This is a genomic window from Flavobacterium sp. FlaQc-47 (assembly GCF_044006475.1).
In the GTDB taxonomy this organism is placed as follows: domain Bacteria; phylum Bacteroidota; class Bacteroidia; order Flavobacteriales; family Flavobacteriaceae; genus Flavobacterium.
The window spans coordinates 1-13,091 of sequence record NZ_JBIPCQ010000009.1 but is presented as its reverse complement, the minus strand read 5'-3'; the positions used below and the strand labels follow the sequence as shown (position 1 = coordinate 13,091).

The window sequence follows — 13,091 nt, the reverse complement described above, 5'->3', positions numbered from 1 at the left end:
AAAAACAAGGCTTTTTAGCCGTAGTTTTTGTTAATTGGGAATATAGTGAATAGCCCGACCCGCTTTTTTCGGCGGGTCATGCCCTTATTATCATAAATATTTCCTTTATTTTTAAGCTCTTGTATAATTATTACTTATTTTTACGATCTTATATTTAGATTATTTCTTGATGCAAACTCCACTAAAAATTGCGATTGTAGGTTCTGGATTGGTAGGATCACTTTTAGCAATTTATCTCAAAAAAGAAGGCCATACCGTTCATGTTTATGATCGAAGCCCTGATATTCGTAAAATTAATTTTTCTGGTCGTTCTATAAATCTTGCAATGTCCAACCGTGGCTGGAAAGCGCTTGATGGCGTTGGCGTAGGCGATTCGGTTCGTGAAATTGCGATTCCAATGGACAAAAGAGCGATTCATTTGGTCGATAAACTGAATTTTCAGAATTACGGACAAGAAGGCGAATCGATTTATTCTATTTCAAGAGGGGCTTTAAACCGGAAAATGATTGATCTTGCAGAAGAAGCAGGAGCTGAATTTTTGTTTGAACAAAAAATTTGGGATGTCACGCTTAGCGATGCGACTTTGCATATTGGTGAAACCGAAAGAGGGGAGTGGGAAGAGATAAAATACGATATGGTTTTTGGTGCTGATGGCGCTTTTTCAAGAATCCGACACAGAATGCAACGCCAAAGCATGTTTAATTATTCGCAGGAATTTTTGAATATGGGTTATAAGGAATTGAATATTCCGGCAAATGTGGATGCAACTCATAAACTCGACAAAAATTCGTTTCACATTTGGCCTCGCGGCGAATATATGTTGATCGCTTTACCCAATTTAGACGGAAGTTTTACGTGTACTTTATTCATGCCTTTTGAAGGTGAGAATTCGTTTGCGTCACTTACAGATCGTAAAATGGTAGAAGACTTTTTTGAGAAAAACTTTCCGGATTCTATTGAGGTGATTCCAAAACTGGCAGAAGATTTCTTTAAAAATCCAACAAGTACTTTAGTTACGATGAAATGTTTTCCATGGACATATGAAAATAAAATTGCTTTGATTGGAGATGCCTGTCATGCTATTGTGCCATTTTACGGACAAGGTATGAATGCTGGTTTTGAGGACATTACAGTTTTAAATGAAATGATAGAAAAATACGGCAACGATTGGAAGAAGATTTTTTCTGAATATGAAATTTCACGTAAACCAAACGCAGATGCTATTGCTGAACTTTCATACCGAAATTTCATGGAAATGAGTACCAAAACTGCCGATGAAAAATTCTTGTTACAAAAGAAAATAGAAAAAGCATTCTCTGATAAATATCCTGATAAATGGATTCCGCTTTACAGCCGTGTGACTTTTAGTGATCGTCCTTATGCTGAAGCTTTGGCAATTGGCGATTTTCAAAACAGAATCATGGAAGAAATTCTAAAACTGGACAATATTGAAAATATCTGGAACTCTACCGAAGTTGATAATAAAATTCTGGAATTGTTACAAAAATAATCGCAATATCAAAAATCAATATCAATGTCAAAAATCAATAGTATTTGCAATTTAAAATTGTAATTGATTTTTGACATTGATATTGTAAGTGAGTTTTGATATCGTAATTGAATTTACTTCTTGAACATTTTAGATAGAACGCCAAAAACACCTCGAATAAAAGTGGCACTTGTTACTACTTTCAAAACTGATTTAGTGACAACACTAGTTGTGCTTGGTTCAGCTTTTGATGCTTTTGCTGGAGCTTGTTGTGAGCTTGCTTGCTCACTGTCTGCTATTTTTTTAGTCAGGATTTCATAAGCGCTTTCACGGTCAATTTCTTCAATATATTTTTTTACAAGCTTCGATTTGCTGTTAATTGCTTCGATTTCATCCGCAGTCAAAACGTCCATTCGGCTCATTGGCGCGCGCATCATTGTAGCCACAAGTGGAGTAGGGATTCCTTTTTCGTTCAGCGCAGTAACAAGCGCTTCTCCAATTCCTAAACTAGTCAGTAATTCATCTGTTTTATAATAGGGAGAAGTGGGGTAATTGTCTGCTGTTTTTTTAATTGCCTGACGATCATTTGCGGTAAAAGCTCTTAACGCATGCTGAATTTTTAAACCTAATTGCGCCAAAACACCACTTGGAACATCCATTGGATTTTGGGTGACAAAGTAAATACCAACACCTTTAGAACGAATCAGCTTTACAATTGTTTCTATTTGTTCCAGAAGTGCTTTGCTGGCTTCATTAAAAATCAAATGGGCTTCGTCAATAAATATGACTAATTCTGGTTGTGAAACATCTCCTTTTTCAGGCATTTGCTGGTAGATTTCGGCTAATAAACTCAACATAAAAGTCGAGAATAATTTTGGTTTGTCCTGAATATCCGTCAGGCGGATGATATTTACATACCCTTTTCCGTTTTCATCTATTCGCATTAAATCATCAATTTCAAAAGATAATTCTCCAAAGAAAATATCACCGCCTTGTTGTTCTAATTCTATTATTTTTCTAAGAATAGTTCCAGTTGTTGCCGTGGAAATTTTGCCATAATTGGCAGATATTTCCTCTTTGCCTTCCTCGGTAATATAATTAATGACTTTCTTAATATCTTTTAAATCCAGCAATGGCATTTTATTGTCATCGCAATATTTAAAAATTACTGCAACAACACCAGACTGCGTATCATTTAAATCTAAGATTCTGGAAAATAAAACCGGTCCAAATTCAGAAACTGTTGCTCTTAATCGAACACCATTTTGTTTGGAAAGAGACATTAATTCAACAGGAAATGAAGCAACATTATAAGGGATATTTATTTTAGAGTGACGCTCGGTAATAAAGCCTTCTTCCTTGCCTTCTTTAGCAATTCCGCTAAAATCACCTTTTATATCCATCATTAAAACAGGAATTCCTGCATTTGATAACTGCTCAGAAAAAACCTGTATCGTTTTTGTTTTTCCTGTCCCGGTCGCTCCGGCTATAAGTCCGTGACGATTTAACGTTTTTAGTGGGATTTTGACATGTGCTTCGGCAATTGCTTCTCCATCAAGAATAGCACCTCCCAGAATTATGCTATCTCCTTTAGACATATAACCATTGTTGATATCCTGAATGAAATTATCCTTTTTATTCATGTTTTATTTGTAATTTAGATGATTATAAGAGTATTGCTTGGTTTTTTAACATTTTTGGCTCGTTTTTTTTAGTAGGAAAAAGCTATTTTTGATTCAAATATATATAAAAAATAATTTCGCAACTTTTTAAGAAGATATCAAAGGAATGTTTGAATATTTACTAAAACGTTGTAATTTTCCCATTAATCGGCTCGTTTTTTGTCTTATCTAAAAAATGACGGGGGCAATTTAATGAGATATTTTTTAAATTGACGTTAAATTTCCTTCAATTAAATTAAAAAAAGTTTTTTTATTTAAACTAAACGTATAAATTTGCTCCTCTACAAGTTAAATATAACTAAAAAATAAAAATTATTTAAAACTATTAAAATTAAAAAAAATGGCAAACGTTAAAGTTAAAAAAGAAAGCACTTCAAATGGAGGAGGAATGATTACTGGAATCATTATTGTAGCGTGTATTTTGGTTGGGGTGTTTATTTGGAAAGTAATCATGGGGGATGCTTCTAACTTCGAGGGAGGTAACCCAGAAACAGGTCACCCTATCAATACTTTAGGACAAGTATATAAAGGAGGATTTATTGTACCAGTATTATTAGGTATGTTTTTAATGGTTGTTGTTTTTTCTATTGAAAGATTTATTGTTATCGGTAAGGCAGCTGGAAAAGCTAACTTAGATACATTTATGAAAAATGTACAAGCGAATATTAAAGAAGGAAACATCGAGGCTGCAATCGCTTCATGTGACAAACAACAAGGTTCAGTTGCAAATGCAATTAAATCTGCTTTAGTTAAATACCAAGACGTTAAAAAAGAAGGTTTCAATAGTGAGGAAGCTGCAGAAGTAATCCACAAAGAAATCGAAGAGGCAACTTCATTAGAAATGCCAATGTTAGAAAAAAATATGACTATTATCTCTACTTTAGTATCATTAGGAACTTTAGGAGGATTATTAGGAACTGTATCAGGGATGATTAAAGCGTTTGGTGCATTAGCTTCTGCTGGAACTCCAGACCAGGCTGCACTTGCAACAGGTATTTCTGAGGCACTTATCAACACTGCAACAGGTATCTCTACTTCAATCTTAGCGATCGTTTCTTATAACTTCTTTACTGCTAAAATTGATGATTTAACTTACTCTATCGATGAGGCTGGTACTACAATTGTAAATACTTACAGAAGATTCAGAGGAAGTTTGAAACAATAATTAATTTTTGATTATTAATAATTACAATTAATTATATCAAAATAAAATAAAAGATAATGGCTAAAATAAAAATGAAAAAAAAGTCAACATCGACAGATATGACTGCCATGTGTGATGTTGCGTTCCTTTTGCTTACGTTCTTTATTTTGACCGCTACTGCTAAAGTGCCAGAAGCACTTCCTGTAGATATGCCTTCATCTGTTGCTCAAACTAAATTGCCTGATACGGATTTAGCAATTATTACAATAGGAAAAGGTGCAGATGGGAAAAGCAAAGTGTTTTTTGACATCAAAGGAAGAGAGATTCGTAAAAGAACTCTTGAAGGTATGGGTGCAAAATTAGGTGTGACTTTTTCAGAAGATGATAAAACTAAATTCGCTTTAATGGATGACTTCGGTGTTCCTTTAGCAAATTTAAAGCAGATCATTGGAATGAAAGCAGCAGATAGAACTAAAGCAAATCAACCCGGAATCCCAATGGATTCATTAGATAATCAATTAAAAGACTGGCTTTTAGTTTCAAGAAGAGCTGCAATTGATATTGATAATAAAGAATTGCAAATTGCGATAAAAGGTGATGCTAAAGAGGAATATCCACAAATTAGAAAGATAATGGATATTTTACAGGATCAGAAAATCAATTCCTTTAACTTAGTTACAGGTACGAGAGGAAAAGACTTTTAATTAAAAATATACACTAAAATGGCTGAATTAAATACCGGCGACGGTGGTGGCGGAAAAGGTGGTAAGGTAAGAAGTAAAAAACAAAATTCTAAAGTCGATTTAACGGCAATGGTGGATTTAGCATTCTTATTGATCACATTCTTTATGTTAACCACATCGTTGTCAAAACCTCAATCGATGGATTTGTCGCTGCCAGATAAAGATCCAGATTCGACAAAAGTAGATAAGACTAAAGTAGATGAGAATCGTACGATGACAGTAATGTTAGCAGGAGATAATAAGATGATTTACTACATGGGATTATTAGAAAGTCCAATTGCTGGACCACAAGATATTGCCTATGGAAAAGACGGAATTCGTAGAGAATTGCTTAAAAGGAAAAAATCAGTTTTAGAATATTCTGCAGCTAAAGGGAAACCTAAAAATGGAATAATAGTTATTATAAAGCCAACTAAAAAATCAAATTATCGTAATTTGGTTGATATTTTGGATGAGATGGCTATTAGCGGAGTTGAGACATATGCTATTGTTCCTGAGTTTTCACCAGAAGAAACAAAATTGGTAGATAAAAAATAAGAGTAATCTTATTTTGTTAAATCCCTAATACTCAAGAAAAATGAAATTAGATATAATTAAAAATCAGTGGCTTGATATCGTATTCGAAGGGCGTAATAAGATATATGGTGCATATGAGTTAAGAAAATCGAACGGTAAGACTACTGTAAAGGCTCTTGTCATAGGTTCGCTTATTTTTAGCGTTGCTGTTGCAGCTCCTCTTATTGCAAGCTTATTACCACATTCTGAAGAAGAAGTGGTAAACAACGATATTAAAATCGCTACAGTAAAATTACCTCCTAAAAAAGAGGAAATTAAGCCAAATCAACCACCACCACCACCACCACCACCAAAAGTGGATCAGGTTAAGTTTGTGAAACCAGTGGTTGCTAAAGCAAATGAAATTACTGAAGACCCACCAAAAATTGTGGATCTTAAGGATAAAAAAGTGGGTAACGAAACTATCAAAGGAGATCCTGATGCAGTTTTAACTGTTGATGAACCAGTTGGTAAAGGACCAGTTACTGAGATCATTCAGGAAGATAACAATGTTTATAATACTGCAGGTATCGAAGTAAAACCAGATTTCCCTGGAGGTATTGAAAAATTCTACAAATTCGTAGGAAACAATTACAAGACTCCGGAAGAAGAAGGTTTAAAAGGTAAAGTTTATGTTACTTTTGTAGTTGAAAAAGACGGTTCATTAACCGACATTAAAGTTTTAAGGGATATCGGTTACGGTACAGGAGCAGAAGCAATTCGTGTTCTTAAAAAATGTCCAAAATGGACTCCCGGCGAGCAAAATGGTAAAAAGGTTAGGGTTCTTTACTCTCTTCCTATTACTATTCAATCTGCAGAATAATGTTAAAAGATAAGCTTAATAATATTCAGAAGAAATCGCTCAAAGAGCGATTTCTTCTTGTTTTAGGAATAATGTTTTTTTTAATATATCTTGTACTGGGTTTAATGATTATGTTTTGGAAGAAACTTCCATTAGACATGGAACCTAAATACAGATATGCTTTTGGCGGATTATTGATTGTATATTCAGGAATCCGTTTTTTAAGATTAATCAATTCAAACGCAGAATAATTATGTTCAAATATGGTAAAATTGTAGGTTTGGTAGTTTTTGTTTTTTTGTTTGCCATGTGTAACCAAAAAAGTAAAAATGAAGCTGAGAATGAAACAATTTTAAAAGGATCAATCGATGTTACTGTTGATGAAACAATAAAGCCTATTGTAGAGGATATGGTGGCTGTTTTTGAAGGAACTTACTATGATGCTAAGATCTCGCTAAAACCAAAATCTGAAGCTGAACTTATAAACGATTTGTTAAATCAAAAAGCAAAAGTTGTTGTTACCACCAGAGATTTAACGCAGGAAGAGAAAACCAGATTCGAAAAAAGCAAGATTAATCCTAGAGTTACACCTTTTGCTTCAGATGCAATTGCTTTTGTTACTAATAAAAGCAATAATGATACATTAATTGCGTTGAAATCCGTAATTGATTTTCTGCAAGGTAAGTCAGATTCTGGAATTAAAGGACTTGTTTTTGATAATCCAAATTCAAGTACCGTGCGATACATGAAAGAATTGGCTAAAGTGAAAAATATTCCATCAAAAAATGTTTTTTCTTTTAAAACGAACGACGAAGTTATTAAATTCGTGTCAGAGAATGAGGGTATGATTGGTGTAGTTGGAGTAAATTGGTTATATCAGCCATCTCCAAATATGCTTGACGTTGTTAAGAAAATAAACGTTATGAGTGTAAAAGGTCTAAGTGGTGACGGATATTACAGTCCAACACAAAATGATCTTGGTGAGAAGAAATATCCTTTGGCACGTGATTTGTTTATTATAAATTGTCAGGGTTATACCGGTTTAGGAATGGGGTTTGCTTCATTCATTTCAGGAGACATCGGACAACGTATAGTTTTAAAGTCGGGATTACTGCCTGTTAGGACACCAGGACGAAAGCTTAAAATTAGAAGTCAAATTATAAACGATAAAGAATAAATTAATTACAATAAAGATGAATAAATTTAAAATTTTTAGTCTTGCCTTAGTTGCTACAGCTTCTGTTGCAAAAGCGCAAGATATCAAAGAAGCAAAAAAAGCAATTGATGCTGAACAATTTCAAAAAGCAAAATCTTTGCTTAAATCAATCATCAAAGCAAAACCATCTGACGGAGAGGCTAATTTTGTTTTAGGAAATGTATATTTAAATCAGGCTATTGTTGACTCTGCTAAAATTTATTACGCAAATGGATTACAAGCATCAGACAAGAAAAACTTAAACTATATTGGATTAGGTCAATTAGATCTTGATGCTAAAAATGCAGCAGCAGCTCAGGCTAACTTTGGTTTAGCTACTAAGGACATGAAACGTAAAGATGTTGAGGAATTCATTTATATTGGTAGAGCTTATATCAACTCAACTAGCCCTGATTATACAAACGCAATTGCTACTTTAAAACGTGCTTTATTAATAGAGCCTCAAAATGCGACAGCTTTATTAACAATTGGTGACGCATATTACGGAGCAAACAATCAAAATGATGCTTACAAAGCTTATCGTGATGCATTTACTGCTGATCCTACACTTTTAAGAGCTAAAATGCAATTAGGAGTTTTATTAAAAGGAGCTAAATCATATGAGGAAGCTATTAAAGCTTTTAATGAGGTTATTGCTTTAAATGCTAATTATGGTCCTGTTTACAGAGAATTAGCCGAAACATATTACAAATGGGGAAGAAATAAAACTTCTACTGCTAAAGTTAATATGCAAAATGCAATTACAAACTACGAAAAATATTTAAGTCTTACAGATTACTCTTTAGATTCTAAAATGCGTCATGCAGATTTCTTAATCTTAGTAAAAGATTATAAAACTCTTGAAACTGTAGCAAACAAAATGATTGCTGAAGATAAAGTAAATCCAAGAATTTTCAGATATTTGGGATATGCTGCTTACGAAAACGGAAATGTTGATGTAGCAATTAAATCTATCGAAGATTTCATGAAAGTGCCTTCAAATAAAGTAATTGGAAGAGATTACTTATATTTAGGTTTATCTAAAATAAAAAAAGGAACTAATGCAGAAGGAGTTGTAGATCAGGCTGCCTTTGATGCAGGTGTTGCTGATATCAAAAAAGCAATTGAACTAGAGCCTTTAGTAGTTGAAGAACTTGCTGATTTTGGAAAAGCATTGTTTGGAAAAAAACAATATATTCAGGCAGCTTCCATCTTTGAGCTTGGTGCTGGTAATGCAGAATCTAAAAATTACCTTGATGATTTAGTTTATTATGGTATTTCAGTTTATTATGGTAATGCAAGTAAAACGGCAGAAACTCGTGATGCAGCTGCGTTGCAAAAAGCAGATGCTACTTTTGATAAAGTTTTAACGGCTTCTCCTACTTATGATGAAGCGTATTTATACAAAGGAAGAGTCAACAGTTTATTGGACAAAGATGATTTGATTATAAAAAACTATAATGAGTATTTGACTAAAACTACAGCTAAAGGTGCTGAAGAATTAGCAAAACCTGCGACTGTTAAAAAAGTTATTGAATCGTACAATGCAATTGGTGCTGCTTATGCAAATACTGATAAAGCAAAAGCAATTGAATATTTTAATAAAACGTTAGCTTTAGATCCTGCGAATAGTTACGCAGCTCAATCTGTGAAAGCTTTAAAATAATTTAAGATTTCATATTAAATATAAAACCGATTGTTCTTTGAACTATCGGTTTTTTTTGTTCCGTATTTAATTGACTATCTTTGCACTTTAAAATAAAATAATGTTATCAAAAGAAATACAATTAGAAGTAAATAAAGGAGCAATGTTGCCTTTGATGGAGGAATTTTATACCATCCAAGGAGAAGGTTTTCATACGGGAACAGCTGCTTACTTTATAAGAATTGGCGGTTGTGACGTAGGTTGTCACTGGTGCGATGTGAAGGAAAGTTGGAATGCAGAACTGCATCCGCCAACAAGTGTTGATTTAATTGTAAATAATGCCGCAAGTTCTGCAGATACCGTCGTGATAACTGGAGGAGAACCATTAACGTGGGATATGACTTTGCTCACACAAGAGTTGAAAAACAGAAATTTAAAAGTTCACATAGAAACTTCAGGTGCATATCCATTATCAGGTACTTGGGATTGGATTTGTCTTTCGCCGAAAAAAAACAAATTACCAACACAAACCGTGTATGATAATGCTCATGAGCTAAAAGTGATTATTTACAATAAGCACGATTTTATTTTTGCAGAAGAACAGGCTGAGTTAGTAAATGATAATGCAATTTTATTTCTTCAACCGGAATGGAGTAAAAAGGAAGAGATGACTCCTTTGATTGTAGAGTACGTAATGAATAATCCAAAGTGGAGAGTTTCGCTACAGACTCATAAATACTTGAATATTCCTTAAGTAGTAAACAAAAAATCTCTTCAGTTGAAGAGATTTTTGTTTACTAAATATACAATTGTGTAAAAAAGAAACGAAACTTATTGCTTCTGGTTTATTTAAATTGAAAGTTTTGCTAAATAATCGTAATGTTCACCTTCTAAAATTAGTTCACATTTTAATCCGTTTGCAGTAGCAGCGTTATGGAGTGTGTTATAGTCTAAATACAACCAATCAAATGGTTCTTCTTTTTCTCCTTTATAAGAGATGTTAAAAACTAGTTCGCCATAATAGTCATTGTTCGACGGAATCCATTTTCCGCCATCTTCATCCTCGTCAAACATATAAATAATATCAGAACTGTCTAATAATATTTGACCACCAGGATTTAAAAGTGATTTTAGCTTAGATAAAAATTTATTACAGTTATCTAATTTGCCAAAAATACCAACACCATTCATTAATAAAATAATAGTGTCGAATTTTTCGCCTTCAAAATCCAGAATATTTTCAACTTTAGCATTTTTCACACCACGAAGTTGACAAGTTTTAATAGCTTTTTCTGAAATATCAATTGAGGTAACATCTAAATTACGATCATTTTGTAATGATAAGCTATGACTTCCGGCTCCGCAACCAACGTCCAGTGTTTTTCCCGTGGCTAATTGTAATGCTTTTTGCTCAAGTAAAGGCATTTCATTATAAGAACGAAATAAATAATCAACACTCATTTCGTCTTCTTCAGAAATTGTGGTTTCTGTAATGATATCTTCTGGCGAATTATTGGTTTGAAAATCGAACATCGCTTTTCCAAATAGATCTTTCATCGTATTTTATTTCAAAGTTTAAGGTTTCAAGTTTAAAGTTGTTTAATTTTGCAGATCAACTTTAAAAAGTAAACTTGAAACAAATTTTAAATAACTTAAATAAGTTAGCCAAAGATAAGCATATCGAAAACAAAAAGTATTTTGATAAGCTGAAAAAGAAACAACCTAAGAATTTAGATTATGTGATGCAGGATCTGCATAATGCAGAATTTAAAAAAACAGATTGTTTAAAATGTGCCAATTGCTGTAAAACAACCGGGCCGTTATTTACATTGGCAGATATCGAAAGAATTTCAAAATCTTTCAGGCAAAAACCACAGCAATTCATCGAACAATATCTTAAAATTGATGAAGACAAGGATTATGTTCTTAAAAGTGTTCCATGTACTTTTTTAGATAATGAGAATTATTGCATGATTTATGACGTTCGCCCAAAAGCTTGCAGGGAATTTCCGCATACTGATCGTAAAAAATTCAATCAAATTACGGATCTCACCTTAAAAAATGTTGCCATTTGTCCTGCTGCTTATAATATAGTAGAAGAAATGAAAAAGAAATTGCCTCTTTAGAACTTAAAATTTTATTCAATTGCTTTTAGAAGCAATTCATTTTTATTTTTTTAAATGTATTTTTGATTCAGATAAATTCCATTAGAATAATTAATAAAGACAACTGAAATTTGAGTTTAGAATATTTCATAGCCAGAAGACTTATTACTGCCAAAGATTATAAAAGCAGTATATCAGCGCCAATAATAAAAATTGCCATTTCGGCCATAGCCATTGGTATTGTTATGATGATAGTTTCCGTTGCTACGGGAATTGGATTACAACAAAAAATCCGAGATAAGGTTTCAGCTTTTAACGGTCAGATCATTATTTCAAATTTCGATAATAACAATTCTGAAGTAACTTTAGTTCCAATTTCAAAGAAACAGGATTTTTACCCAAATTTCAAATCAGTTCCGGAGGTAAGTCATATTCAGGCAATCGCAAGTAAAGCAGGAATTATTAGAACCGAAAATGCTTTTGAAGGAATTGTTTTCAAAGGAGTTGGGGGAGATTATGACTGGAATAATATAAAGGAATATATTGTTGAAGGTAAAGTGCCTGATTTTTCTAAAGGATTAAATGAAGAAGTTTTAATTTCAAGACTTCTTGCTGATCGACTAAATTTAAAAGTAGGAGATAATTTTAATACCTTTTTCATTAAAGAAGAACAAGGTAAAATGCCAAATAGCCGCCGATTCATAATTTCAGGTATTTTCAATTCAGGTTTTCAGGAATTCGATGCAACATATATAATAGGAGATATTCGTCATATTCAGAGAATCAATAAATGGAGTCAGGATCAGGTTGGTGCTTTTGAGGTTTTTGTAAAAGAATTTGACAATATCAAAATTACAGGTAGTCAGATCTATGATCAAACATCATCAAGTTTAGATACCAAAACTATTGTCGAAAAATACAGTTATATTTTTGATTGGCTACAGTTGTTTGATTTTAACATCGTCGTGATTCTTGCAGTTATGATTTTAGTAGCTACAATAAATATGGTAGTAGCATTATTGGTTCTTATTTTAGAACGTACGCAAATGATAGGAATTCTAAAAGCATTAGGAGCAAATAACTGGACAGTTCGCAAAATATTTTTGTACAACGCTTTCTATCTTATCATACGAGGATTGTTTTGGGGTAATTTAATTGGTATTGCAATATTGCTCGTTCAGCAACAATTTGGAGTCGTTCATTTAAATCCTGAAAATTACTACGTTAATCAGGCGCCGGTTTATTTAAATTGGGGCTACATTCTCTTGCTAAATTTACTTACTGTTACCGTGTGTTTTGTAGTGTTGTTAATTCCTTCCTATATAATAACAAAAATTTCCCCGGTCAAAGCCATTCGTTTCGAATAGTAATTCATCAATTCATAAACCTGTCTGTTCAATTGACTGGTTTTTATTCTAACATATATAAAGATAATCGAAATGCATTTTTATTGTTGGAATTTTGAAAAATTGGAATTTGAGGTCTATGCCACTAGCTTTTATAAGAACTACATTTGTATAAGCAAAACTTTGCGTCTTTTGCGTCTTTGCGCGAAATAGACAAACCACTCTTTTATTTAGAAAGCGTGCAAGCATCCAATAAAGTCGTCAAATCAATTTTATGAGTCAGCATATAACAGTACTTAAATCTGCGAAGTCCATAAAACAGATACATCTTAGAAGGATAAGATTGCGAAAAGCAGATTGCTATGCTGAAAATTCCTATGAAAAG

At 32.9% G+C, this 13,091-nt stretch carries 13 protein-coding genes; 11 read left to right on the top strand and 2 right to left on the bottom strand.

Features of this window, described 5'->3' with window-relative positions; translation table 11 throughout:
- Positions 1-169: 169 nt before the first annotated feature.
- Positions 170-1,510, top strand: a complete 1,341-nt coding sequence (locus ACHRVX_RS21880) for an FAD-dependent oxidoreductase (RefSeq protein ID WP_395336283.1) — start codon at positions 170-172, stop codon at positions 1,508-1,510.
- 113 nt (positions 1,511-1,623) lie between these two features.
- On the opposite strand, the gene ACHRVX_RS21875 is transcribed toward ACHRVX_RS21880, so the two are convergent.
- Positions 1,624-3,132, bottom strand: coding sequence for a helicase HerA-like domain-containing protein (locus ACHRVX_RS21875; protein ID WP_395336280.1), 1,509 nt, complete (start codon positions 3,130-3,132; stop codon positions 1,624-1,626).
- Between the two features lie 379 nt (positions 3,133-3,511).
- On the opposite strand from ACHRVX_RS21875, the gene ACHRVX_RS21870 reads away from it, so the two are divergent.
- The 8 genes from ACHRVX_RS21870 to ACHRVX_RS21835 all read left to right on the top strand — a co-directional run bounded on the left by ACHRVX_RS21870 (position 3,512) and on the right by ACHRVX_RS21835 (position 10,009).
- Positions 3,512-4,336 carry a MotA/TolQ/ExbB proton channel family protein gene (locus ACHRVX_RS21870; RefSeq protein WP_395336278.1) on the top strand — a complete coding sequence of 275 codons (825 nt, stop codon included), beginning with the start codon at positions 3,512-3,514 and terminating at the stop codon, positions 4,334-4,336.
- A gap of 56 nt (positions 4,337-4,392) precedes the next feature.
- A complete protein-coding gene (locus ACHRVX_RS21865) occupies positions 4,393-5,019 on the top strand; it encodes an ExbD/TolR family protein (protein ID WP_395336276.1) in 627 nt (208 codons plus the stop codon).
- Positions 5,020-5,037: 18 nt separating this feature from the next.
- Positions 5,038-5,595, top strand: a complete 558-nt coding sequence (locus ACHRVX_RS21860) for an ExbD/TolR family protein (protein WP_395336274.1) — start codon at positions 5,038-5,040, stop codon at positions 5,593-5,595.
- A gap of 40 nt (positions 5,596-5,635) precedes the next feature.
- Positions 5,636-6,436 carry an energy transducer TonB gene (locus tag ACHRVX_RS21855; protein WP_395336272.1) on the top strand — a complete coding sequence of 267 codons (801 nt, stop codon included), beginning with the start codon at positions 5,636-5,638 and terminating at the stop codon, positions 6,434-6,436.
- Positions 6,436-6,666 (top strand): hypothetical protein, encoded by a 231-nt coding sequence (locus ACHRVX_RS21850; RefSeq protein ID WP_194617802.1) that lies wholly within the window; start codon positions 6,436-6,438, stop codon positions 6,664-6,666. The genes ACHRVX_RS21855 and ACHRVX_RS21850 overlap by 1 nt, the downstream gene beginning before the upstream one ends.
- 2 nt (positions 6,667-6,668) lie before the next feature.
- A complete protein-coding gene (locus ACHRVX_RS21845; protein ID WP_395336270.1) occupies positions 6,669-7,592 on the top strand; it encodes a PstS family phosphate ABC transporter substrate-binding protein in 924 nt (307 codons plus the stop codon).
- 16 nt (positions 7,593-7,608) lie between these two features.
- Complete coding sequence (locus ACHRVX_RS21840; protein WP_395336268.1) at positions 7,609-9,276, top strand: tetratricopeptide repeat protein; 1,668 nt, start codon at positions 7,609-7,611, stop codon at positions 9,274-9,276.
- 100 nt (positions 9,277-9,376) lie between these two features.
- Positions 9,377-10,009 (top strand): 7-carboxy-7-deazaguanine synthase QueE, encoded by a 633-nt coding sequence (locus ACHRVX_RS21835; RefSeq protein WP_395336266.1) that lies wholly within the window; start codon positions 9,377-9,379, stop codon positions 10,007-10,009.
- Between the two features lie 95 nt (positions 10,010-10,104).
- Here the strand turns inward: ACHRVX_RS21835 and ACHRVX_RS21830 are convergent, their stop codons facing one another.
- Positions 10,105-10,812, bottom strand: coding sequence for a class I SAM-dependent methyltransferase (locus ACHRVX_RS21830; protein ID WP_395336264.1), 708 nt, complete (start codon positions 10,810-10,812; stop codon positions 10,105-10,107).
- A gap of 74 nt (positions 10,813-10,886) precedes the next feature.
- On the opposite strand from ACHRVX_RS21830, the gene ACHRVX_RS21825 reads away from it, so the two are divergent.
- Together ACHRVX_RS21825 and ACHRVX_RS21820 are read left to right on the top strand one after the other, a co-directional pair.
- Positions 10,887-11,381 (top strand): YkgJ family cysteine cluster protein, encoded by a 495-nt coding sequence (locus ACHRVX_RS21825; protein ID WP_395336262.1) that lies wholly within the window; start codon positions 10,887-10,889, stop codon positions 11,379-11,381.
- A gap of 110 nt (positions 11,382-11,491) precedes the next feature.
- Complete coding sequence (locus tag ACHRVX_RS21820) at positions 11,492-12,727, top strand: ABC transporter permease (RefSeq protein WP_395336260.1); 1,236 nt, start codon at positions 11,492-11,494, stop codon at positions 12,725-12,727.
- The last annotated feature ends 364 nt before the right edge of the window (positions 12,728-13,091 follow it).

Coding starts and splice junctions, on each gene's coding strand:
- ACHRVX_RS21880 (WP_395336283.1), top strand. CDS start 170: ATGCAAACTCCACTAAAAATTGCGATTGTAGGTTCTGGATTGGTAGGA.
- ACHRVX_RS21875 (WP_395336280.1), bottom strand. CDS start 3,132: ATGAATAAAAAGGATAATTTCATTCAGGATATCAACAATGGTTATATG.
- ACHRVX_RS21870 (WP_395336278.1), top strand. CDS start 3,512: ATGGCAAACGTTAAAGTTAAAAAAGAAAGCACTTCAAATGGAGGAGGA.
- ACHRVX_RS21865 (WP_395336276.1), top strand. CDS start 4,393: ATGGCTAAAATAAAAATGAAAAAAAAGTCAACATCGACAGATATGACT.
- ACHRVX_RS21860 (WP_395336274.1), top strand. CDS start 5,038: ATGGCTGAATTAAATACCGGCGACGGTGGTGGCGGAAAAGGTGGTAAG.
- ACHRVX_RS21855 (WP_395336272.1), top strand. CDS start 5,636: ATGAAATTAGATATAATTAAAAATCAGTGGCTTGATATCGTATTCGAA.
- ACHRVX_RS21850 (WP_194617802.1), top strand. CDS start 6,436: ATGTTAAAAGATAAGCTTAATAATATTCAGAAGAAATCGCTCAAAGAG.
- ACHRVX_RS21845 (WP_395336270.1), top strand. CDS start 6,669: ATGTTCAAATATGGTAAAATTGTAGGTTTGGTAGTTTTTGTTTTTTTG.
- ACHRVX_RS21840 (WP_395336268.1), top strand. CDS start 7,609: ATGAATAAATTTAAAATTTTTAGTCTTGCCTTAGTTGCTACAGCTTCT.
- ACHRVX_RS21835 (WP_395336266.1), top strand. CDS start 9,377: ATGTTATCAAAAGAAATACAATTAGAAGTAAATAAAGGAGCAATGTTG.
- ACHRVX_RS21830 (WP_395336264.1), bottom strand. CDS start 10,812: ATGAAAGATCTATTTGGAAAAGCGATGTTCGATTTTCAAACCAATAAT.